Origin of the sequence: Streptomyces sp. MMG1121, assembly GCF_001280015.1 — a bacterium.
GTDB lineage: Bacteria > Actinomycetota > Actinomycetes > Streptomycetales > Streptomycetaceae > Streptomyces.
Genome location: NZ_LGDV01000226.1, coordinates 99,163 through 121,030, shown reverse-complemented (window position 1 = coordinate 121,030; position 21,868 = coordinate 99,163). Strand labels below are relative to the sequence as shown.

General features: G+C 70.5%; 22 protein-coding genes. 10 read left to right on the top strand and 12 right to left on the bottom strand.

Translation table 11 applies throughout. From position 1 onward, the window contains the following. Positions 1-52: 52 nt before the first annotated feature. From ADK64_RS33660 to clpS, 6 genes are all read right to left on the bottom strand, one after another. Positions 53-1,003: a PLP-dependent cysteine synthase family protein gene (locus ADK64_RS33660; protein ID WP_053665373.1), complete on the bottom strand. Its 951-nt coding sequence runs from the start codon at positions 1,001-1,003 to the stop codon at positions 53-55. 7 nt (positions 1,004-1,010) lie between these two features. Beyond that, entirely contained in the window at positions 1,011-1,289 is a 279-nt protein-coding gene (locus ADK64_RS33655; RefSeq protein ID WP_053665371.1) for a MoaD/ThiS family protein, read from the bottom strand. A gap of 162 nt (positions 1,290-1,451) precedes the next feature. Then, the gene (locus tag ADK64_RS33650; RefSeq protein ID WP_053665787.1) at positions 1,452-1,874 is read right to left on the bottom strand and encodes a Mov34/MPN/PAD-1 family protein; all 423 of its coding nucleotides are present in this window, start codon (positions 1,872-1,874) and stop codon (positions 1,452-1,454) included. 145 nt (positions 1,875-2,019) lie between these two features. Further along, entirely contained in the window at positions 2,020-3,450 is a 1,431-nt protein-coding gene (locus tag ADK64_RS33645; protein WP_053665369.1) for an amino acid permease, read from the bottom strand. 341 nt (positions 3,451-3,791) lie between these two features. After that, the gene (locus tag ADK64_RS33640; protein WP_053665367.1) at positions 3,792-4,397 is read right to left on the bottom strand and encodes a DUF2017 domain-containing protein; all 606 of its coding nucleotides are present in this window, start codon (positions 4,395-4,397) and stop codon (positions 3,792-3,794) included. A 12-nt stretch (positions 4,398-4,409) separates the two neighbouring features. Continuing rightward, on the bottom strand, positions 4,410-4,727 hold the full coding sequence (clpS, locus tag ADK64_RS33635; protein WP_053665365.1) for an ATP-dependent Clp protease adapter ClpS: 318 nt from the start codon (positions 4,725-4,727) through the stop codon (positions 4,410-4,412). 56 nt (positions 4,728-4,783) lie between these two features. Between clpS and ADK64_RS33630 the strand changes: the two genes are divergently transcribed. Both ADK64_RS33630 and ADK64_RS33625 read left to right on the top strand, forming a co-directional pair. After that, positions 4,784-6,130 carry a nicotinate phosphoribosyltransferase gene (locus ADK64_RS33630; RefSeq protein WP_053665363.1) on the top strand — a complete coding sequence of 449 codons (1,347 nt, stop codon included), beginning with the start codon at positions 4,784-4,786 and terminating at the stop codon, positions 6,128-6,130. 114 nt (positions 6,131-6,244) lie between these two features. Continuing rightward, positions 6,245-6,838, top strand: a complete 594-nt coding sequence (locus tag ADK64_RS33625; RefSeq protein ID WP_053665362.1) for a nicotinamidase — start codon at positions 6,245-6,247, stop codon at positions 6,836-6,838. A 19-nt stretch (positions 6,839-6,857) separates the two neighbouring features. On the opposite strand, the gene ADK64_RS33620 is transcribed toward ADK64_RS33625, so the two are convergent. Together ADK64_RS33620 and ADK64_RS33615 are read right to left on the bottom strand one after the other, a co-directional pair. After that, positions 6,858-7,175 carry a hypothetical protein gene (locus tag ADK64_RS33620; protein WP_053665361.1) on the bottom strand — a complete coding sequence of 106 codons (318 nt, stop codon included), beginning with the start codon at positions 7,173-7,175 and terminating at the stop codon, positions 6,858-6,860. Positions 7,176-7,296: 121 nt separating this feature from the next. Next, positions 7,297-9,660: an immune inhibitor A domain-containing protein gene (locus tag ADK64_RS33615; RefSeq protein WP_053665359.1), complete on the bottom strand. Its 2,364-nt coding sequence runs from the start codon at positions 9,658-9,660 to the stop codon at positions 7,297-7,299. A 300-nt stretch (positions 9,661-9,960) separates the two neighbouring features. Here ADK64_RS33615 and ADK64_RS33610 point away from each other — a divergent pair, with 300 nt between their 5' ends. Further along, positions 9,961-10,206: a hypothetical protein gene (locus ADK64_RS33610; protein WP_053665357.1), complete on the top strand. Its 246-nt coding sequence runs from the start codon at positions 9,961-9,963 to the stop codon at positions 10,204-10,206. Between the two features lie 98 nt (positions 10,207-10,304). Here the strand turns inward: ADK64_RS33610 and ADK64_RS43910 are convergent, their stop codons facing one another. Both ADK64_RS43910 and ADK64_RS33600 read right to left on the bottom strand, forming a co-directional pair. Next, the gene (locus ADK64_RS43910; protein WP_078993006.1) at positions 10,305-11,066 is read right to left on the bottom strand and encodes an RDD family protein; all 762 of its coding nucleotides are present in this window, start codon (positions 11,064-11,066) and stop codon (positions 10,305-10,307) included. Positions 11,067-11,140: 74 nt separating this feature from the next. Beyond that, positions 11,141-12,718, bottom strand: coding sequence for an RDD family protein (locus ADK64_RS33600; RefSeq protein WP_053665353.1), 1,578 nt, complete (start codon positions 12,716-12,718; stop codon positions 11,141-11,143). 244 nt (positions 12,719-12,962) lie between these two features. On the opposite strand from ADK64_RS33600, the gene ADK64_RS33595 reads away from it, so the two are divergent. After that, on the top strand, positions 12,963-13,376 hold the full coding sequence (locus ADK64_RS33595) for an SsgA family sporulation/cell division regulator (protein WP_053665351.1): 414 nt from the start codon (positions 12,963-12,965) through the stop codon (positions 13,374-13,376). 26 nt (positions 13,377-13,402) lie between these two features. On the opposite strand, the gene ADK64_RS33590 is transcribed toward ADK64_RS33595, so the two are convergent. Then, a complete protein-coding gene (locus ADK64_RS33590) occupies positions 13,403-14,809 on the bottom strand; it encodes an FAD-linked oxidase C-terminal domain-containing protein (protein WP_053665349.1) in 1,407 nt (468 codons plus the stop codon). 92 nt (positions 14,810-14,901) lie between these two features. Here ADK64_RS33590 and ADK64_RS33585 point away from each other — a divergent pair, with 92 nt between their 5' ends. Beyond that, positions 14,902-16,371, top strand: coding sequence for a tetratricopeptide repeat protein (locus ADK64_RS33585; protein ID WP_053665347.1), 1,470 nt, complete (start codon positions 14,902-14,904; stop codon positions 16,369-16,371). A 12-nt stretch (positions 16,372-16,383) separates the two neighbouring features. Here the strand turns inward: ADK64_RS33585 and hppD are convergent, their stop codons facing one another. Beyond that, complete coding sequence (gene hppD, locus ADK64_RS33580; RefSeq protein ID WP_053665345.1) at positions 16,384-17,529, bottom strand: 4-hydroxyphenylpyruvate dioxygenase; 1,146 nt, start codon at positions 17,527-17,529, stop codon at positions 16,384-16,386. A 123-nt stretch (positions 17,530-17,652) separates the two neighbouring features. Here hppD and ADK64_RS33575 point away from each other — a divergent pair, with 123 nt between their 5' ends. From ADK64_RS33575 to ADK64_RS33555, 5 genes are read left to right on the top strand one after another with little or no spacing between them, the layout of a single operon-like run. After that, positions 17,653-18,168 (top strand): Lrp/AsnC family transcriptional regulator, encoded by a 516-nt coding sequence (locus ADK64_RS33575; protein WP_053665343.1) that lies wholly within the window; start codon positions 17,653-17,655, stop codon positions 18,166-18,168. Between the two features lie 6 nt (positions 18,169-18,174). Next, positions 18,175-18,822, top strand: coding sequence for an ABC transporter permease (locus ADK64_RS33570; protein WP_053665341.1), 648 nt, complete (start codon positions 18,175-18,177; stop codon positions 18,820-18,822). Then, on the top strand, positions 18,815-20,062 hold the full coding sequence (locus tag ADK64_RS33565) for a betaine/proline/choline family ABC transporter ATP-binding protein (protein WP_053665340.1): 1,248 nt from the start codon (positions 18,815-18,817) through the stop codon (positions 20,060-20,062). Before ADK64_RS33570 ends, ADK64_RS33565 begins: the two co-directional genes overlap by 8 nt. Further along, positions 20,059-20,907, top strand: a complete 849-nt coding sequence (locus tag ADK64_RS33560; RefSeq protein WP_053665338.1) for an ABC transporter permease — start codon at positions 20,059-20,061, stop codon at positions 20,905-20,907. The genes ADK64_RS33565 and ADK64_RS33560 overlap by 4 nt, the downstream gene beginning before the upstream one ends. After that, a complete protein-coding gene (locus tag ADK64_RS33555) occupies positions 20,904-21,860 on the top strand; it encodes a glycine betaine ABC transporter substrate-binding protein (RefSeq protein WP_053665336.1) in 957 nt (318 codons plus the stop codon). The genes ADK64_RS33560 and ADK64_RS33555 overlap by 4 nt, the downstream gene beginning before the upstream one ends. The last annotated feature ends 8 nt before the right edge of the window (positions 21,861-21,868 follow it).

The following is a 21,868-nucleotide window of genomic DNA, read 5'->3' as shown; positions in this document are numbered from 1 at the left end:
AGCCCCCTCATAAGAGGGGGCTGGCGACCACTTGATGCAGGTTTCCGCGCTGTTACGCCCAGAGCTGGCCGTGCAGCGTCTCGATGGCCTCCTCGGTGGTGGCCGCCGTGTAGACGCCGGTGGACAGGTACTTCCAGCCGCCGTCGGCGACGACGAAGACGATGTCCGCGCTCTCCCCCGCCGCAAGCGCCTTGCGGCCGACGCCGATCGCCGCGTGCAGGGCGGCGCCGGTGGAGACGCCCGCGAAGATGCCCTCCTGCTGGAGCAGTTCACGGGTGCGGGTGACCGCGTCGGCCGAGCCGACCGAGAAGCGGGTGGTGAGCACGGAGGCGTCGTACAGCTCGGGCACGAAGCCCTCGTCGAGGTTCCTGAGGCCGTACACCAGGTCGTCGTAGCGCGGTTCGGCCGCGACGATCTTCACGTCCGGCTTGTGCTCGCGCAGATAGCGGCCGACGCCCATGAGGGTGCCGGTGGTGCCGAGGCCCGCCACGAAGTGGGTGATCGAGGGGAGGTCGGCGAGGATCTCCGGGCCCGTCGTGGCGTAGTGGGCGCCGGCGTTGTCCGGATTGCCGTACTGGTAGAGCATCACCCAGTCGGGGTGCTCGGCGGCCAGCTCCTTGGCCACGCGCACGGCGGTGTTGGAGCCGCCCGCGGCCGGCGAGGAGACGATCTCGGCGCCCCACATGCCGAGCAGGTCACGGCGTTCCTGCGAGGTGTTCTCCGGCATCACGCACACCATGCGGTAGCCCTTGAGCTTGGCCGCCATGGCGAGGGAGATACCGGTGTTGCCGGAGGTCGGTTCCAGGATCGTGCAGCCGGGGGTGAGCCGGCCGTCCTTCTCCGCCTGCTCGATCATGTGCAGGGCCGGGCGGTCCTTGACCGAGCCGGTGGGGTTGCGGTCCTCCAGCTTCGCCCAGATCCGGACGTCGGCGGACGGCGAGAGCCGCGGCAGGCGCACCAGGGGGGTGTTGCCCACCGCGGCCAACGGGGAGTCGTAGCGCATGCCGGTCTCAGGCCATGCCGCCGGCGACCGCCGGCAGGATCGTCACGGTGTCGCCGTCGGACAGCTCGGTGTCGATGCCGTTGACGAAGCGGACATCCTCGTCGTTCAGGTACACGTTGACGAAGCGGCGCAGCTTGCCGTTGTCCACGATGCGGGCCTCGATTCCCGCATGCCGGGTCTCAAGGTCGGCGAACAGCTCGGCGAGGGTGTTCCCCTTGCCCTCCACCGCCTTCTCACCGTCGGTGTACGTGCGGAGGATGGTCGGGATGCGGACCTCGATGGCCATGGTTGCGGGCTCCTGTCGGAAGGTGTCGTCGGGGCAGCGGGCGCGGTACGTCAGCTGTCAGCGCGCACCACAGTCAGAACCATGGGCTCATCGTATCGATTCCCGGTCCGGGGCCAGGAGTGTGATCCCACATGGCGGATATATTCCGACCAAGGAGTGAGATCAGTAGGCTTCCACGACCTTGACCTCCTCTTCCGTGACCTCACCGTCCACGATCCGGAACGAACGGAACTGGAAGTCGCCGAGGCCGTCGGTGTCGGCGGTGGACACCAGGACGTAGTGCGCGCCGGGCTCGTTGGCGTAGGAGATGTCGGTGCGGGAGGGGTGGGCCTCGGTCGCGGTGTGGGAGTGGTAGATGATCACCGGCTCCTCGTCGCGGTCGTCCAGCTCACGGTAGAGCTTGAGGAGGTCCTGCGAGTCGAACTCGTAGAAGGTGGGCGAGCGGGCCGCGTTGAGCATCGGGACGAACCGCTCGGGGCGGCCGGCGCCCACCGGGCCGGCGACCACGCCGCACGCCTCGTCGGGGTGGTCCTCGCGCGCGTGGGCGACGATCTGGTCGTACAGGGCCTGGGTGATGGTCAGCATGTCGGCCAGGATAAGCAGTGGGCCGTCCCGTACCGAGGTGCGGTACGGGACGGCCCACATGCTGGACGTCCTGAGCGGCTGCCACCGAGGGCACCACGAGTGCTCCCGGCGGCGGACGTCCCTTCGGAGGCGTCCGGCGGGAGTGTCAGCGCTTGGCGAAGGCCGCGGCCTCCGGGTTGCGGCGCTTGAGCACCCCGTAGGAGACACCGAGGATCGCGGCCCACAGCGGAGCACAGTACAGCGAGACCCGGGCGTCCTTGTCGATGCCCATCAGCACGATCACCATGAAGATGAACAGCAGCGCGAAGACGCTGGTGTACGGGGCGCCCGGCGCACGGAACTCGCTCTGCGGCAGCTCGCCCCGGTCGGCCTTCATCCGGTAGCGGATCTGGCAGATCAGGATGACGATCCAGGCCCACATGCCGGAGATGGTCGCGAAGGACACCACGTAGTCGAACGCCTTGCCCGGCCACTGGTAGTTGATCCAGACGCCGACCAGCATCAGCGCGGCGGAGAACGTCGTGCCGACGAGCGGGGTGCCGCTGCGGGTCAGCCTGGTGAAGGCCCTGGGGCCCTGGCTGTTGAGCGCCAGGTCGCGCAGCATCCGGCCGGTGGAGTACATGCCGGAGTTGCAGGAGGACAGCGCGGCCGTGAGGACGACGAAGTTGACGATGCCCGCGCCCGCGGCCAGGCCCATCTTCTGGAAGGCGGCGACGAAGGGGCTCACGCCCGGGTGGAAGTTCGTCCACGGCACGACCGACAGGATCATGATCAGCGCGCCGACGTAGAAGACGGCGATGCGCCACGGCACGGTGTTGATCGCCTTGGGCAGCACCTTCTTCGGGTCCTTCGACTCGCCCGCGGTCACACCGACCAGCTCGACGGCGAGGAAGGCGAACATGACCATCTGCAGGGTCATCAGGGTGCTGCCGACGCCGTGTGGGAAGAAGCCGCCGTCGTCCCACAGGTGGCTCACGGAGGCGGTGTCGCCCGCGTCGGAGAAGCCGATCGTGAGGATGCCGGCGCAGATCAGGATCATGCCGATGATCGCGGTGACCTTGACCATGGAGAACCAGAACTCCAGCTCACCGAAGAGCTTCACGGAGATCAGGTTGGCGGTGTACAGCACGACCGTGAAGATCAGGGCCGAGACCCACTGCGGGATGTCGAACCAGTACGTCATGTAGGCGGCCGCGGCGGTGACCTCGGTGATGCCGGTGACCACCCAGAACAGCCAGTACGTCCAGCCGGTGACGAAGCCCGCGAAGGGACCGATGAACTCGCGCGCGTACTCCGAGAACGAACCCGACACCGGGCGGTACATCAGCAGTTCGCCGAGTGCCCGCATGATCAGGAAGATGACGAGGCCCGCGACGGCGTACGCCAGGATCAGGCTGGGGCCGGCCTTGGAAATGCCCTTGCCCGCGCCGAGGAACAGGCCGGTGCCGATGGCACCGCCGATGGCGATCATCTGGATCTGCCGGGCCCCGAGCCCGCGCTGATACCCCTCGCCGCCCTCGCCGTCCCGCACGGCCTCATTGCCGTCGTGATGCTGATCGACCTGCGCTGAGGTCATGTGTGGTGCGCCTTTCTCCATAACCGATCCGGGCCTTTCGTCGGCCTCGGATCGGATCTCGATCCCCCCGGATGATGGAGCTGTTGCCTGGCCGACGGTCGTCGGCTCGGTGGCGCACCCGGCCGAACATGGGTGGTGTTCGCCGGGCGGTCGTGAAGATTTATCACAGCCGCAATAATGATCACAGGGGCGCGGTGTGGCGCATCGCACAGGTAAAAGCGGACAAAGACCGCACGAATGCGGCAAACCAGGCCGGAACGGTGACGGGATCGTTATCCGGATTTGAGCGTCCGCTGAGCGAACACTCGTACACCGTAAAACGCCCCCGGCCGGCGCTGCGGCTACGGCATCAGGGTCGTGACCAGGGTTTCCTGGAGCCCGCCGAGCCACAGGTAGGCCATCACCATCGGCTTGCGCGGGTCCTCGTCCGGGAGCCGGTAGAGCAGATCGGTGTCGTCCTCGTCGGTGATTTCCAGCCGGGCGCCGATCGCGAGCCGCAGGTCGTTGAGGGCGCCGAGCCACTGCCGGGACTCCCCCGGCGCCAGCTTCAGCACCGCCCCGCCCTCGTCCACAGGGGCGAGCGCGTCGAGGGTGCGGATCACCGCGAGCGCGTTCTCGCGCTTGCCGGCCCGCAGGTCGTTCTCGGTGTAGCGGCGGAACTCGGCGGAGTGGGCCTGGCGTTCCTCGGCGTCGGCGGGCGAGTCGGGAGCCTTCTCGGGGTCGCTGTAGGCGTCCGGGAAGAGCCTTCTGAGGACCGGGTCGGCGGGCGGCTCGCTCGGGCCCTCCGCGAACAGCTCGGCGAGCGGGTCCTCGGAGGCCTCGGCGCCGGGGCCGGGACCGATGAGTTCCAGGAGCTGGACGGCCAGCGAGCGGATGATGGAGATCTCGACGTCGTCGAGCGCGACGGCCGCGCCGCCGCCGGGGAGCGGTTCGAAATGTCCGGGCATGGGGTCGGTTCGCTACTTCCGGTCCTGCTGGAGGGTGGCCCACAGTCCGTAGCCGTGCATCGCCTGCACGTCGCGTTCCATCTCCTCGCGACTGCCGCTGGAGACGACCGCCCGGCCCTTGTGGTGGACGTCGAGCATGAGCTTGGTGGCCTTGTCCTTGGTGTAGCCGAAGTACGACTGGAACACGTAGGTCACATAGCTCATGAGGTTGACCGGGTCGTTGTGGACGATCGTGACCCAGGGGACGTCGGGCTCGGGTACGGCGAAGACCTCCTCCGCCGACTCGGTGCGTTCGATCTCTACGGGCGCGGGTGACGTCACAGTGCCCATGCTGCCACGGCGAAGAAAAATCGTCACACTGACGAGATGGGGGTACGATCCTCGCCATGAACACAGCGGACCTTGGGCTGCCGGTGGACGTTCCCTCGACAGCGCTCTTCACGGACCAGTACGAGCTGACCATGCTCCAGGCTGCTCTCAAGGCCGGTACGGCCGAACGGCGGAGCGTCTTCGAGGTCTTCACCCGGCGGCTGCCGCACGGGCGCCGCTACGGCGTGGTGGCGGGCACCGGACGCGTCCTGGACGCCGTGGAGAACTTCCGCTTCGACGCGGGCGTCCTCGGCTTTCTGCGTGAGCGGAAGATCGTCGACGAGGAGACCCTGAAGTGGCTCGCCGGCTACCGCTTCAGCGGTGACGTCTGGGGCTACCCCGAGGGCGAGGTGTACTTCCCCGGCTCGCCGATCATGCGCGTCGAGGGCACCTTCGCCGAGTGCGTGCTGCTGGAGACGGTCATCCTCTCCATCCTCAACCACGACTCCGCGATCGCCGCGGCCGCCTCCCGGATGGCCTCGGCCGCCGGCGACCGCCCGCTGATCGAGATGGGCGCCCGCCGCACCCACGAATTGGCGGCGGTCGCCGCCGCCCGCGCGGCCTACGTCGGCGGCTTCGCGACCACCTCCGACCTCGCGGCCGGCTTCCGCTACGGCATCCCGACCGTCGGCACCTCCGCGCACGCCTTCACCCTGCTCCACGACCACGAGCGCGACGCCTTCCAGGCCCAGGTCGACACCCTCGGCCGGGGCACCACGCTGCTCGTGGACACCTACGACGTCGCCGAGGCCGTCCGTACGGCGGTGGAGGTGGCCGGCCCCGAGCTGGGCGCGGTCCGCATCGACTCCGGCGACCTGCTGCTCGTGGCCCACCGGGTCCGCCAGCAGCTGGACGAGCTGGGCGCGGTCAACACGAAGATCGTCGTCACGTCGGACCTGGACGAGTACGCGATCGCCTCCCTCGCCGCCGCCCCCGTGGACGCGTACGGCGTCGGCACCCAGCTGGTGACCGGCTCCGGGCACCCCACCTGCTCCATGGTCTACAAGCTGGTCGCCCGCGCCGAGTCCGGCGACCCGAAGGAGCCGCTGGTGCCGGTCGCGAAGAAGTCCAGCGGCGGCAAGACCTCCGTCGGGGGCCGCAAGTGGGCGGCGCGCCGGCTGGACGAGGACGGGACCGCCGAGGCCGAGGTCGTCGGCACCGGGCCGGTGCCGGCCGAACTGGCGGACCGGCAGCTGCTGGTCGAGCTGATCAAGGGCGGGGACGTGCTCTCGCGCGAGCCGCTGGACGCGCCGCGCGACCGGCACATCGCCGCCCGCGCGAACCTCCCGCTGTCCGCGACCCAGCTCTCCCGGGGGGAACCCGTGCTCCCGACGGAGTACGTCACCGGGCGCTCGGGCAGCTGACGGCGGAACCGCCGTCCGCCCCTGCGAACGCCCCCTCCCGCACGGGCCCGGAAGTCTCTAGGCTCAGTTGATTAGCCCACAGTCGGCCCATGGCCGAAGGACAGGACATCCATCATGCGCCGCGCCTTGATCGTCGTAGACGTGCAGAACGACTTCTGCGAGGGGGGCAGCCTCGCGGTGTCCGGGGGCGCCGACGTGGCCGCAGCCATCACGGAGCTGATCGGCCAGGCGGCGGGCACCGGATACCGGCACGTGGTCGCCACCCGCGACCTGCACATCGCACCCGGCGGCCACTTCGCCGACAACCCCGACTACGTCCGCACCTGGCCCGCGCACTGTCTCGCGGGCACGGAGGGCGTCGGCTTCCACCCGAACTTCGCCCCGGCCGTCGCCTCCGGCGCGGTCGACGCGGTCTTCGACAAGGGGGCGTACGCCGGCGCCTACAGCGGCTTCGAGGGCAAGGACGAGAACGACGTCCCGCTGGCCGACTGGCTCCGCGACCGCCACATCGACGAGGTCGACGTGGTCGGCATAGCCACGGACCACTGCGTGCGCGCCACCGCGCTGGACGCCGCCCGCGAGGGGTTTCGCACCCAGGTCCTGCTGGACCTGACGGCGGGCGTGATGGCGCAGACGACGGAGCGGGCGCTGGAGGAGCTGCGGGAGGCGGGCGTGGAGCTCACCGGCAAGCCGGTGGTAAGCGGCTAGGCAACCGCCCCCACGACGACTACACCACCGCTGACCTGCGAAGAAGCGCCCGGATGGGATGCCACAGCTCATTCGCCATGACACCGTTGTCGGCCGGTGCCGTGCGCCATATCAGGCCGTCCGGATGGTGCAGCACCGCCGTGATCTCGTCCGGCGTGGGAGGCGCCGCGTTCCCCCGGAGGTAGATCGCACGCAACCCCAGGTTGCGCAGCCTGGTCAGGGCGCGCGCCCGGTTCTGGGCGTGCACCAGCACCCGCACCGCGGCGGAGCCGTAGGGCAGGTTCAGCGCCACCACGACCGTGCCGTTCGGCAGCTTGCAGAAGCCTCCAGCGGCCATGCCGTCACATCCCCGTTTCGGTCGGTGTCAATAAGCGAGTCACATGACGCACCTAAACACGATCGGCGGCAGCCCGCCAAGGGGTTGCCGCCGATACGCGTCTGACCTGCGGAAATGATGACTACTTCACCGCGGGACCGACCTTGAGCGAGATCGTCGAGCCGTTCTTCGCCGCCTTGACGATCGTTATCCTGGTGTTGGTGTCAGTGACCTTCACACCGCCGGTGGGGTTCGCCGGGTCGTAGTAGGTGCTGGCGTGGTCGTCGAAGACCGACACCCCCTTCTGCGACGTGATCCTGGTCGCGACGCCCGCCTGGTGCAGCGTGATCGCGTCCGTCGGCTCCAGCGTGAACGGGGAGTCGTAGGCCTGCATCCGGTTGCGCAGCAGCGTGCCGTCGGACCAGCGCAGCGCCTTCGGGTGGGCGTCGACCGGCAGGATCAGACCGGTGCCCGGGTGGGCCTTCGCGTTGGTGTTGTTGTCCGCCTGCGAGGTGTCCCACTTCCAGATCAACAGGCCGTTCTGGTACCGGTAGTGCTCCACCCAGTCCGGCCGGCTCGTGTTCAGGTAACCGAAGTTGTACGGGCCGGTCCTCAGGGTCTTGTCGTACGACACGTACTGCCGGTTCTCGGCGATGTAGTACTGCTTGTAGTCCTTGGTGAAGGACGCGCCGATGCGGGAGAAGCCGTTCGGGGTCCAACCGGCGTCCTGCGTCTCGGCGTTGTCCGAGAAGACCGGCGTGCCGTCGGCGCTCACGGTGATCTCGTCGGCGGTGAAGCCGCTCTCCGCGACACCGCCGTCGGTGGCGTAACGGAAGCGCAGGTCGACCTTCTTGCCCGCGTAGGCGTCGAGCGGGTACGACAGCTTCTTGTGCGCCTCGGAGAAGCCGGTCAGCGCCGGCTTTCCGCTGCCGTCACGCGGGATCGCCTGGCCGTCCGCCGTGCCGTCCAGGGCGGTCCAGTTGGCGCCGCCGTCGGTCGACGCCTCGGCGTACAGGTAGTCGTAGCCGTCCTCGATGGCCCACCAGCCGTCCAGGTCCAGCTTCGCCGAGGACTTGCCGGTCAGGTCCACGGACCGGGTCAGCGTGTTCTTCAGGTCGTTGCCGCTGCCGCTCCACCACTGGTACGAACCCTGGGCCGGCTCGGTGATGGTGGTGGTGACCGCCTTGTCGGGCAGGGTGACCACGAGGGCCTGCTTGTCCCAGGTGTTGTACTCGGCGACACCCAGCTTGTGCGTCGACTGCGTACCGGCCTTGGCGGTGTCGTAGTTCAGCCAGCCGAGCTGGAGCTTGTCCCAGGCGTTCATGTCGCCGGGCAGGTCGCCGATGGACTCCTTGCCGGTGCCGAGCCAGGAGCCGGAGGACATCAGGGTCCAGAAACCGGTGGAGTTGTCGCCGCCGTCGGTGTCGTACTCGTCCGGCAGACCGAGGTCGTGGCCGTACTCGTGGGCGAAGACACCGAGGCCGCCGTTCTCCGGCTGGATGGTGTAGTCGCCGACCCAGATGCCGGTGTCGCCGACCGGAGCGCCGCCGAGCTTGTTGTTCGCGGGACCGGTGGCGCCGGCGTCGGTGCCGAAGGCGTACCAGCGGTGGGCCCAGATCGCGTCGGTGCCCTGGGCGCCGCCGCCCGCGGACTCGTCCTCACCGGCGTGCACGATCTGGAAGTGGTCGACGTAGCCGTCCGGTTCGTTGAAGTTGCCGTCGCCGTCGTAGTCGTAGCGGTCCCACTGGTCGTACTGGGCGAGGTCCTTCTTGATGTCGGCGTCGCTCTTGCCCGCCGCCTTCTGCTGTGCGACCCAGGCGTTCAGACCGTCGCTGACCACGTTCCACACGCTGGTGCAGTTGGTGGAGCCGCAGGCGTTGTTGCCGTAACGGGCCTCGTTGTAGGGGACCTTGACCCAGTCGGAGACCTCGCCGTCGACCGAGTAGCGGCCCGAGGACTGCTTCTCGTAGTACTTCTTCAGCGACTCGGTCTTCTTGCCGGTGCCGAAGTAGAGGTCCTGGTAGTGCTTCTGGTTGTAGTCCTTCTGCCAGGCCGTCGAGTTATCCTTCGCGCGGTCCGGCGCGGCGATGGTGTTGTGCAGCGGGCCGGGCGTGCCGCCGGACTTGGGGTCGGTCTTGTCCCCGAACTCCACCAGGATCGTGAAGATCTTGTCGGTCTTCTCGCGGCTCAGCTCGACGTACTTGCTCTTGCCCTTACGGCTCTTCAGCGCCACGACCTTGGAGCCGCTGCGGTCCTGCGCCTTGGCCTTGCCGGATATGAGCTGGTTCAGCGCCTCCTGGCGCTGGGCCTTCTGGGTCTTGCTGAGCGGGCCGTCGAGATCGTGCGCCCGCTGATTCACCGGCGCCGGGTCGTGCCGATGGGCAGCGGCGGAGCGGGTGGGCTGGGTACTCGCCTCCGCTACGGCGAAGGTGGCGAAGGCGGCGGAGGCCGCCGCGAGCGTCACACCGATCGCGGCCGCTCTGAACGTCCAGGATCTGCTGGTCACTTGAGTTCCTCCCCCGCGTCTGGTCGACGCGTTTCAAGTGACGCAATTTGACTAGAGGTTTAGAAGAAAAGACAGACCTTGACTTGCTCTGGTCAAGTGCACTAGGTACAGCCGACGCGCCCTTTACGAACCTGCACGCGGTCTATGCCTCCACCCCATGACTCCGTGCGCCCCCTGTGCACCGGTACCGTGGGTTAGGTCACGCTTACCAACCCTCCGACTCGGGCATGCACGCGAAGAGAGTCGAACGGCACCCCATCCCCCGACGATCCCCCGAAGACTTCCGAGGACACGATTGCCATGCCTCGTCCGACTGCTGCACAGCTCGCCTACGGTTCGTGCACCGTGATCTTCTCGACACTCGCCATGCTGCTGCTGTCCCAGACGAGTTCGGGCACCGGGATCACCGTCATCGCCCTCGCGGCACTGGCCCTGGGGCTGCTCGTCGCGATGACGGTGCCGGTGCCGAAGGCCCTCGCGGCCGTGGCACCGGCCCAGCCCGTCGAGCCCGCACCCCAGGAGCAGCCGGTCTCCACGGCACTCTGAGCGGCGCATACGAAGGCGGCGTACACGAAGGCGGCGGGGCCCGTGAGGTACGGGGCCCGGCCGCCTTCGTGTACGCCGCGTCTGCCGGCCGTCGTCCGTCAGCGGGTGCTGACCACCACCGTCTTGGCGGCCTTGTCGTGCAGGCCCTGCTTGTACGGCTTGTCGAAGAAGCTCCAGCCGCCGCAGATCGCCGTCCAGATGCAGGCGCAGCAGAACGCGAACGGCACCCAGAGCACCAGGGAGCGGATCAGCGTGGTCTGTCCGGAGGGGGTGGCGCCGTTGTCCAGGTTCGCCACCCGCATGTTGAGCCACTTCTTGCCGAGGGTCTGCCCGGACTTGGAGATCATGAAGGTGTCGTAGGCGACGTAGAGCACGGCCGCGATGAGGGACTGTCCCACGGACTTGCTGACCTCGACGTGGTCGCCGTTGACGTTGTACTCGCGCACACCGAACGCCCAGGTGAGCAGCCAGACGACGATGCCGACGAGGATCATGTCGACGATCCGCGCGAGCGTCCGCCGGGCGCTGTCCGCCAACGGGGGCATACCGGCCAGCGGGTCACCGGGGTAGCCACCGGGACCGGAGCCGTAGGGGTCACCGCCGTAGGGAGGGGGCTGGCCGCCCCCGTAGGGCGGAGGCTGCTGGCCTCCGTAAGGGGGAGGCTGCTGGCCGCCCCACGGGGGCGGTTGCCCTCCGCCGGGGGGCGGCTGCCGGCCGCCGCCGGGCGGCGAGGGCTGCTGGGCGTCGCCGTACGGAGTGTCGTACGGCGAACCCGACCCCTGCTCCGACGGGGGCCGTTTCCTGAACGGGTCGTCCTCGGGGGGCTGCTCTCCGGACCCGGGGGGCGGTTCGCTGCTCATGGCCCGAGTGGATCGCGAACGCCCCGGCCCCGCATCCGGCAGACGGCCGTACGGAGTACCCGGGGCCGGCTCCGTCAGCCGGCGACGAAGGTGTGCGCCGCCTTGTCGTGCCAGCACTGGTGCCAGGGCCGGTCGAACAGGCACCACAGCATGCCCACGATCCCGATGCCCAGCAGACCGGGCACGCTGTAGACCAGCCAGCGGCGCAGTGCCCGGCCGAAGGCCGGCGGCTCGTGCGCCTCGATGTCCCGCACCTCGAGACCCAGCAGCTTCTTGCCGAGGGTGCGGCCCCACTTGGCGGTCGGCAGGACCTCGTAGCCGACGCCGACGAGCAGCAGGACGGCGAGCACGATGCCGAGGCTGGTGGCGGTCGAGCCGTCGAGCAGCCACACGGTGACCTCGCGGCCGGACAGCTTGGCCGCGTCGATCTTCTGCTGGATGTGGTCGACGGCCCTGGTGCCGAGCGGTACGGCCGCGGCGGCCGTCACGGCGCCCACGACCAGGCTGTCGATCAGCCGGGCGGCGAACCGCTTGCCGAGTCCGGCGGGCCGGGCGGCCGCCTGCCGGCGCGCGGCCGCCTGGAAGAGGTCTTCCACCGGCGGCTTCCACGGCGCCACGGGCTGCTCGTCACCGCCACCGGCCAGCTGGTGCACCTGCTGCGCCCAGGACGCCTGCCCGCCGCCGGGCCCACTGGTCAGCGGGGTCGCGGGCGCCCCGCCCTGCGCCGGCACCGAGGGTGCGACGGCGGCGGGCGCGGGCGGAGCAGGGCGGGCCGCAGGAGCCGGCTGGGCGGCCGCGGCACGCGCGGCGGCAGCGGCCTTGCCGGCACCGAACCCGGGGCCTCCGGCGGCCGGGGAGGAGGCCGACGGAGTCACGGCGGAGGGCGGGGTGGGCGCCCCGATGGGCCCCTGCGGCCCGAAACCGCCACCGGCCCCGACGCCACCGCCGGTGCCGACCGCGCCTGCCTCGGCACCGGGGGCCTGGGGGCCGTAGCCACCGGCCGCGCCGCCGCCGTGACCACCCGCGCCGGCTCCCGGGCCCGCCGCGTCAGCGCCGGGGGTGTGGGGGCCGAAGCCCGGGACGGAAGGCTGCGGGCCGTAACCCGCGTCCGCCGCTCCCGCACGCTGCCCGGGGGTCCCGGTGTCACGCGGCTGCCCCGGGCGTCCCTGGCCCGGTACCGGGCGGAACGTCATCGTGCCGTCGTCCGTGACGGCCGCCGGACCCGGGACCGGGCGGCGGAAGATGAACGTGCCGCCGGGGTCCGGGGCCTCGCTCCCGGCCGGCGGGACCGAGGCCGTGCCGTCGGTGCGGGCGGCCTGCCCGCTCGGCCCCGCCGCGGCAATCCTCGGGTCGGCACCCCAGGCGGTCCGTCCGTCACCACCGGCGCCACCCGGGTGCCCCTGCTCCTGGCCGGCAGGCCCCTGCCGGGGGTCCTCGTCGAAGAAGTGCGGTCCCGTCTCCTCCACGGCCGGGGCCGCCGGGTGGACGCCCGGGGGCGGGGCGAGCGGTTCGCCGTCCTTCGGCGCCGGGCGGCTGGTGCCGGGCACCCAGGAGGCGCCGTTCCAGTACCGGACGTAGCCGGGGATGGACGGGTCCGGGTAGTAGCCCTCGCGGGGCCGGTCGTCGCCTGGGGCCGGGGTTGGGGCGCTCATGTCCGTCGTCCCGTATCTGCTCGGGGGTGGGATGGGGGCCTCCACATCTATCAGACCGGGGCACCCCGCAGCGCCAGTCCCGTCGGACCCACTCCTTTCCGGGTATCGCCGTGCCCGGCTCTCACCGGTCCGCGCACGGGTCCGCGAAAAAAATCCCAGAACCCGCGTAATGGCCCGGCGCCTGCCCGCTCTCTCCTGGTGCGGGCCCGTCCCAGCGGCCCGCAGGAGAGAGAAAGGCGACGTCATGCATCACACCGTGGTGGAGCGGGAGCTGGAACTGAAGCTCGTCCTGTCGCCGGAGCGCAGCATTGCGGTCCCGGCCCGGCTCGGCTACCGCTCCGACGACCCCTACGCCGTCCACATCAGCTTCCACATCAACTCCGAGTCCCCCGTCAACTGGACGTTCGCCCGCGACCTGATGGTGGAGGGGGTGTTCCGGCCGTGCGGGCACGGGGACGTGCGGGTGTGGCCGACGAAGGTCGACGGGCGCAGCGTCGTGCTGATCGCGCTCAGCTCGCCGGACGGGGACGCGCTGCTGGAGGCGCCGGTCCCGCAGGTGTCGGCCTGGCTGGAGCGGACGCTGATGGCGGTGCCGCCGGGGACGGAGGGCGCACAGCTCGGCATCGACGACGCCCTCGACCAGTTGCTCGCCCGGTGAGCCCGGACGGCACCCGCGTCGACGGTTCAGAACAGCTTGCCCGGGTTGAGGATGCCCAGCGGGTCGAAGGCCTGCTTCACCGCGCGCTGCATCTCCACCCCGACCGGGCCGATCTCCCGGGCCAGCCACTCCTTCTTCAGTACGCCGACGCCGTGTTCGCCGGTGATGGTGCCGCCCAGCTCCAGGCCGAGGGCCATGATCTCGTCGAAGGACTCGCGGGCCCGCCGGGACTCGTCGGTGTCCTGGGCGTCGAAGCAAACGGTGGGGTGGGTGTTGCCGTCGCCGGCGTGTGCGCAGACGCCGATGGTCAGGTCGTACTTCGCGGCGATCCGCTCCACGCCGTCGAGCATCTCGCCGAGCCGGGAGCGGGGTACGCACACGTCGTCGATCATCGTCGTGCCCTTGACCGCCTCCAGCGCGGTCAGCGAGAGCCGCCGGGCCTTCAGGAGCAGTTCGGACTCGGCGGCGTCCTCGGCCGGGACGACCTCGGTGGCGCCGGCGGCCTCGCACAGGGCGCCGACGGCGGCGAGGTCGGAGGCGGGGTCCGGGGTGTCGAAGGCGGCCAGCAGCAGTGCCTCGGTGGTCTCCGGCAGACCCATGTGGGCGAGGTCGTTGACCGCCTTGACGGTCGTACGGTCCATCAGTTCGAGGAGGGAGGGGGCGTGACCGCCCTCCATGATCCGGCAGACGGCGTCGCAGGCGGCCGCCGCGGAGGGGAACTCGGCGGCCAGCACGAGTTGCTGCGGCGGCTTCGGCTTCAGGGCGAGGACGGCCCGGACGACGATGCCGAGCGAGCCCTCGGAGCCGACGAAGAGCCGGGTGAGGTCGTAGCCGGCGACGCCCTTCGCCGTACGGCGTCCGGTGGACATCAGACGGCCGTCGGCCAGCACCACGTCCAGGCCCAGCACGTACTCGGCCGTCACCCCGTACTTCACACAGCACAGGCCGCCCGACGCCGTGCCGATGTTGCCGCCGATGGTGCACGTCTCCCAGCTGGAGGGGTCCGGCGGGTAGTACAGGCCGTGTTCCTCGACCGCGTGGGAGAGGGTGGCGTTGACGACGCCCGGTTCGACGACGGCGATCCGGTCGACGGGGCTGATCTCCAGGATGCGGTCCATCTTGGTGAGGGACAGCGCGATACAGCCGTCGGTGGCGTTGGCGCCGCCGGACAGGCCCGTGCGGGCGCCCTGCGGGACGACCGGGACGCGCAGCTCGGTGGCGGTGCGCATGACGTGCTGGACCTGCTCGACCGTGCGGGGCAGCACGACCACGGCGGGAGCGCCGGCCGGGCAGAAGCTCGCCATGTCGTTGGCGTAGGACGCGGTGACATCGGGGTCGGTCAGGACGGCCTCGGCGGGCAGGCCGGCCAGGAGCCGGTCGGTGAGATTGCTCGTCTCTTCGACTCGGGGGGCTTGGATGCGGCTCATGATCACAGGTTCGCACTCACAGCCATCGGTGTGAACCCCGTCCGCCCGCCGCCTGGGCCGCCCGGACCACGTCGTCGTACTGACGCAGAGTGAGCGTCATGGACAACCTGCTGACCGTGCCGGGTACGGCCCCGCTGTCCGCCGCGCCCCCGCCGCGCCGCGCCCGGCGGTGGCCGCGCCGGGTGCTGCTCACCGCGTTGGCGGGCGGGGTCGTCGCGGGCGCGGTGCTGACGCTGCTGCCCGCGGAGGCAGGGAAGAGGGTGGTCCGGGCGCCGGCCGCCGGTCCGCAGGCGCCGGCCGGGGCGCGGACAGCACTGACGGCGCTGGCCTCGGGGGCGCCTGCCGCGCTGCCCCAGCTGGCGGCGCTGATCGGACAGCAGGAGCAGCGGGTGCGGTTGCGCCCCCGGGACGCGCGGGCGTGGGCCGTGCTGGGCGGCGCGTACGTGGAGCGGGGGCGCCGGACGGCCGACCCGGCCGACTATCCGCGGGCCGAGCGGGCGCTGTGGACCTCGCTGCGGGTGCGGGCGGCGAAGAACGCCGAGGCGTTCGAGGGCCTGACCGCGCTGGCGCTGGCGCGCCGGGACTTCGGGGCGGCCGAGGGGTACGGCGAACGGGCGCTGGAGGAGTCGCCGAAGCGGTGGACGGCGTATCCGCCGCTGATCGACGCCTACACCGGGCTCGGCGACTACAAGGCGGCCCGGGCGTCCCTGGACAAGCTGCTGGAACTGCGCACCGGCGCGGCGGCACGGCCCGCGGTGATGGCGCGGGCCGCGGCGGTGTACCGGGACCAGGGCTGGCGCGAGGACGCGGTGGCCCAGCTGACCGACGCGGCGGCGGCCGCCGGCACTCCGGTGCAGCGGGCCGCGTTGCTGGCCGGGCTCGGGCAGCTGGCCTGGGAGCGCGGGGACCTGCCGGACGCGCTGCGGCACTGCGAGGCGGCCCTGCGCCTCGACCCGGGGCAGCAGGCGGCGCTGACCGGGCGGGGCCGGACGCTGGCCGCGCTGGGCCGCACGGCGGAGGCGTTCACCGCGTACCGGGCGGCGCTCGCCGGACGGCCGGATCCGCAGGACGCCTATGAGCTGGGCGAGCTGTACGAGGCGAACGGGATGGCGCGCGAGGCCGCGGCGCAGTACGCGCGGGCGGAGGTGCTGGTGCGGCGGCGGGTGGCGGCCGGGGTCGACGAGGAACTGCTGGTCGGGCAGTTCGAGGCGGACCACGGGAACGCGCCGGACGCCGTGGGGCGGTTGCGGGCGGAGTGGCGGCGCCAGCCGGGGACCGAGGTGGCCGATGCGCTCGGCTGGGCGCTGCACCGCACCGGCGACGACGCGGAGGCGCTGCCGTACGCGGCCGCGGCGACGGACAGGTCGAAGGGCGGCGGGGTGCTCAACGCGCTGTACGCGTACCACCGGGGCGTGATCGAGCAGGGGCGGCAGCTGTACGCGCCGGCCCGCCGGCACCTGCAGGAGGCGCTGCGGACCAACCCGTACTTCTCGCCCCTCGGGGTGCCGGCGGCGCAGGCGGCGCTGCGGGCGCTGGGCGACGTCCCCGTCGGGCCGGCGCCCAGCTAGCCCCTGGAGGCCCTACAGGTTGCCCCGCTTCTCCTGCTCGCGCTCGATGGCCTCGAACAGGGCCTTGAAGTTGCCCTTGCCGAAGCCCATGGAGCCGTGCCGCTCGATGATCTCGAAGAAGACGGTCGGACGGTCCTGGACCGGCTTGGTGAAGATCTGCAGCAGATAGCCGTCCTCGTCGCGGTCGGCGAGGATCTTCAGCTCGCGCAGGGTGTCGACGGGCACGCGGGTGTCGCCGACCCACTCGCCGAGGGTGTCGTAGTACGAGTCGGGGGTGTTGAGGAACTCGACACCGGCCGCGCGCATGGTGCGCACCGTCTGCACGATGTCGTTGGTGTTCAGCGCGATGTGCTGGACGCCGGGGCCGCCGTAGAACTCCAGGTACTCGTCGATCTGGGACTTCTTCTTGGCGATCGCGGGCTCGTTGAGCGGGAACTTGACCTTCAGGGTGCCGTCCGCGACGACCTTCGACATCAGCGCGCTGTACTCGGTGGCGATGTCGTCGCCCACGAACTCCTTCATGTTCGTGAAGCCCATGACCTTGTTGTAGAAGGCCACCCACTCGTCCATCTTGCCGAGTTCGACGTTGCCGACGCAGTGGTCGATGGCCTGGAAGGTGCGCTGGGCGGGCTGCGCGACCATCGGCTCGGCGGTGACGAACCCGGGCAGGTAGGGGCCGTCGTAGCCGGTGCGCTCGACCAGGGTGTGGCGGGTCTCGCCGTAGGTGGCGATGACGGCCAGGACGACGGTGCCGTGCTCGTCCTTCACCTCGTGCGGCTCGGCGAGCGAGCGGGCGCCGTGCTCGACGGCGTAGGCGTGGGCGGCGCGGGCGTCCGGGACCTCGATGGCCAGGTCGATGACGCCGTCGCCGTGCTCGGCCACGTGCCGGCCGAGGAACCGGCCCCAGTCGCTGCTCGCCTTGATCACCGAGGTGAACACGAAACGGGCGGAGCCGTTCTCGAGCACGTAACTGGCGGTTTCGCGGCTGCCGGTCTCCGGTCCGCAATAGGCGACCAGCTTCATGCCGAAGGCGGTGGAGTAGTAGTGCGCGGCCTGCTTGGCGTTGCCCACGGCGAAGACGACCGCGTCCATTCCCTTGACCGGGAAGGGGTCGGCCTGCCGGGCGGTGTCGGGAGTGTGGTGTGTGGTCTGCGTCATAGCCGAAGGGTGGCCCTGGCCTGCAAGGTGCGCAATAGTTTGCGTATCCACAGGGCAATCTGCTCAGTGGTGCGGCCGTATCGGCGGACTTTCTGTACAGGATGACCACCTCGGGAGGCTCGGATGGCGTTCGACCGGCTGGACGGGCGGATCATCGTGCTGCTGGCCGAGGAGCCGCGCATCGGTGTGCTGGAGATGTCCCGGCGGCTCGGCGTGGCACGCGGGACCGTGCAGGCGCGCCTGGACCGGCTTCAGTCGAATGGAGTCATCCGCGGATTCGGTCCGCAGGTGGATCCGGCGGCCCTCGGCTACCCGGTCACCGCGTTCGCCACACTCCAGATCCGGCAGGGCCAAGGACCCGACGTCCGGGCGCACTTGGCGGGCGTGCCGGAGGTGCTGGAGCTGCTGACCACGACCGGCAGCGGGGACATGCTGTGCCGGCTGGTGGCCCGTTCGAACGCCGATCTTCAACGGGTGATCGACCGGGTCGTCGGTTTTGATGGCATCGTCCGGGCCTCCACGACGATCGTCATGGAGAACCCCGTTCCGCTGCGGATCATCCCGCTGGTGGAGCAGGCGGCCCGGGACAGCGAAGGGACATGGCGGGAGACACAGGGACACGGGCCGACGTCGGGGTGAGCGCGGGTGAACTTCTGGGAGTACCTGGGCAATCGTCACCAGCAGTTGCTCACCGACGCCTACCAGCACGCCAGCGCGGTGTTCCAGTGCATGGTGCTGGCGACCCTCATCGGGGTGCTGATCGGGGTGGTCACCTACCGCTCCGACTGGGCGGGCAACCTGGCCACCACCGCCACCTCCACCATCCTCACCATCCCCTCCCTCGCGATGATCGGTCTGCTCGTCCCGATCGTCGGCCTGGGCGTGCCGCCCACGGTGATCTCGCTGACCCTGTACGGGCTGCTGCCGATCGTGCGGAACGCGATCGTGGGTCTGCGCGGGGTGGATCCGACGCTGGTGGACGCGGCCCGGGGCATCGGCATGTCCCGGGCGATGCGGCTGGTGCGGGTGGAGCTGCCGCTGGCCTGGCCGCCGATCCTGACCGGGATCCGGGTCTCCACGCAGATGCTGATGGGCATCGCCGCGATCGCCGCCTACGCCTCCGGGCCCGGGCTCGGCAACGAGATCTTCCGTGGGCTCGCCTCCCTGGGCAGCAAGAACGCACTGAACCAGGTCCTCGCGGGCACTCTCGGGATCATCATCCTCGCACTTCTGTTCGATTCTGTGTACGTCCTGGTCGGGCGGCTGACCATTCCCAGGGGGATCCGTGTCTGAGACCTCCACCGCCGAGAGCCACGGTGCCTCCATCGAGCTGGAGAACCTGTCCAAGCGTTATCCGGGCAGTCCGCAGCCGGCCGTGGACAACGTGAGCATGGAGATCAAGGCGGGCGAGACGGTCATCTTCGTCGGCCCGTCCGGCTGCGGGAAGTCCACGACGCTCAAGATGATCAACCGGCTGATCGAGCCGACCGGCGGCCGTATCCGCATCGGCGGCGAGGACGTCACCGACATCGACCCGGTGAAACTGCGCCGCAAGGTCGGGTACGCCATCCAGTCGGCCGGTCTCTTCCCGCACATGACCGTCGCCCAGAACATCGCCCTGGTGCCGAAGATGATCGGCTGGCCGAGGGCGCGGATCCGGTCCCGGGTCGAGGAGCTGCTCGATCTCGTCGGGCTCGACCCGGGCGAGTTCCACGGCCGCTATCCGCGCCAGCTCTCCGGCGGCCAGCAGCAGCGGGTCGGCGTGGCACGGGCGCTGGCGGCGGACCCGCCCGTGCTGCTCATGGACGAGCCGTTCGGCGCGGTCGACCCGATCACCCGCGACCACCTCCAGGACGAGCTGATCCGGCTCCAGCGCGAACTGCACAAGACGATCGTGTTCGTCACCCACGACTTCGACGAGGCGATCAAACTGGGCGACCGGATCGCGGTGCTGCGCGAACGCTCGCACATCGCCCAGTTCGACACCCCCGAGGCGATCCTCACCAACCCGGCCGACGACTTCGTCTCCGGCTTCGTCGGCGCGGGCGCGGCCCTGAAGCGGCTGAACCTGACCCGGGTACGGGACGTGGAGATGCGGGACTACCCGACGGTGACCGTGGAGACCCCGCTCCAGGAGATCTTCACCGTGATCCGGGCGAGCGGCACCAACGAGATCCTGCTCCTCGACAAACGCCGCCGCCCCTACAAGTGGCTGCGCCGCGGCGACCTGATGCGGGCCCGGGGCTCACTGGCCCGCGCGGGCACCCTCGTGCACGACACGGTGACCCGGGACGCGACCCTGCGCGACGCGCTGGAGGCCGTGCTCACGGACAACGCCGGCCGGGTCGCGGTGACCGGGCGGCGCGGCGCGTACCTCGGCGTGGTCGACATGGAGACGCTGATGAACTCCGTGCACGAACTGCTGGAGGCCGACCGGCTGGAGGCCATGGAGCACCAGCACGAACTGGAGGAGGCCCGCGCCCAGCAGACCCACCAGGAGCAGGAGGGACCCGGAGGGGTGACGAAGGCATGAGCACCGACCCCCGCCCCGAGGGCGAGCACGAGGTCAAGGGGCTCGCCTTCCGCGACGAGGGCGAGGCGGAGCAGGAGGCCCCGCCCCCGGCGCAGCGCCCGCCCGCGCGCCGCCTGTCCTGGCAGCGGCTGACGGTCCTGCCCGCGTTCCTCGTCGCCGTACTGCTGGCGACCTGGCTGTGGTTCCGGCAGGCGAGCCTGGACACGATCTCGCAGAACGCACTGGCGGGCGGCCAGGTCTCCAAGGCGCTCTGGCAGCACGTGAAGCTGACGGCGATCTCCACGTTCTTCGTGCTGATCATCGCGATCCCGCTGGGCATCGTGCTCACCCGGCGGACCTTCCGCAAGGCCGCCCCGGTGGCGATGGCCTTCGCCAACATGGGCCAGGCGACCCCGGCGATCGGCCTGCTGGCGCTGCTGGTGATCTGGCTCGGCACCGGTACGAAGGCCGCCCTGATCGGCATCATCATCTACGCGATCCTGCCGGTCCTGTCCAACACGATCGCCGGTCTGAAGGCCAACGACCCCACCCTGCTGGAGGCGGCCCGGGGCATCGGGATGTCCCCGCTCGGCGTGCTGGGCCGGGTCGAACTCCCGCTCGCCGTCCCGCTGATCCTCGCGGGCGTGCGGACGGCCCTGGTCCTCAACGTCGGTACGGCGACCCTGGCGACCTTCGGCGGGGGCGGCGGCCTGGGCGTGCTGATCACCACCGGCATCACCAACCAGCGGATGCCGGTGCTGGTGCTGGGCTCGGTGCTCACCGTGGCGCTCGCCCTGCTGGTGGACTGGCTGGCCTCGCTGGCCGAGGTGCTGCTGCGACCGCGCGGACTGGAGGTGGGGACATGAGCCGCGGCGCGCGTCTGACACTGGCGGGGCTGGTGCTGGCGTCCGGCTGCGGCCTGACGAGCGGCTCCCCCATGACCGACGACGTGCGGCCCGGCACGATCGGGACGGGCGAGCCGCTCAAGGGCGCCCGTCTCACCGTCACCTCCAAGGAGTTCACCGAGCAGCTCGTCCTCGGCGCGATCATGGGGATCGCCTTCCAGGCCGCCGGCGCGGACGTGCTGGACCGCACCGGCATCCAGGGATCCGTCGGGGCGCGGGAAGCGGTCAAGCGCGGGTCCGCCGACGCCATGTACGAGTACACCGGCACGGCCTGGATCACGTATCTGGGCAACAGCCATCCGATCCCCGACCCGGAGCAGCAGTGGCGGGCGGTGCGGGACGCCGACCTGAAGAACGGGCTGACCTGGCTGCCGCCCGCGCGGCTGAACAACACCTACGCCCTGGCCATGAACCAGGCCAACTTCAAGAAGTACGGCACGACGACGCTGTCCGACGTGGCCGCGCTGGCGAAGAAGGACCCGGGCGCGGTGACCCTGTGCGTGGAGAGCGAGTTCGCCAACCGGGCCGACGGGCTGCCCGGCATGGAGAAGGCGTACGGGATGAGCGTGCCGGCGCAGAACGTCACGCAGATGGACACCGGGATCATCTACACGCAGGTGGCCAAGGGGAAGTGCGTCTACGGGGAGGTGTTCACCACCGACGGACGGATCAGGTCCATGAACCTGGCGGTGATGCGAGACGACAAGAAGTTCTTCCCGAACTACAACGCGGCCCCCGAGATCAACTCCAAGGCGCTGGAGAAGTGGCCGGCGATCGCGAAGGTCATCGAGCCCGTCACGAAGAAGCTGGACAACTCGGTGGCGCAGACCCTCAACGCCGAGGTGGACGTCGACGGCCAGGATCCGCACCAGGTGGCGCTGGACTGGATGAAGAAGGAGGGGTTCGTGAAGTAGCGGCGCGG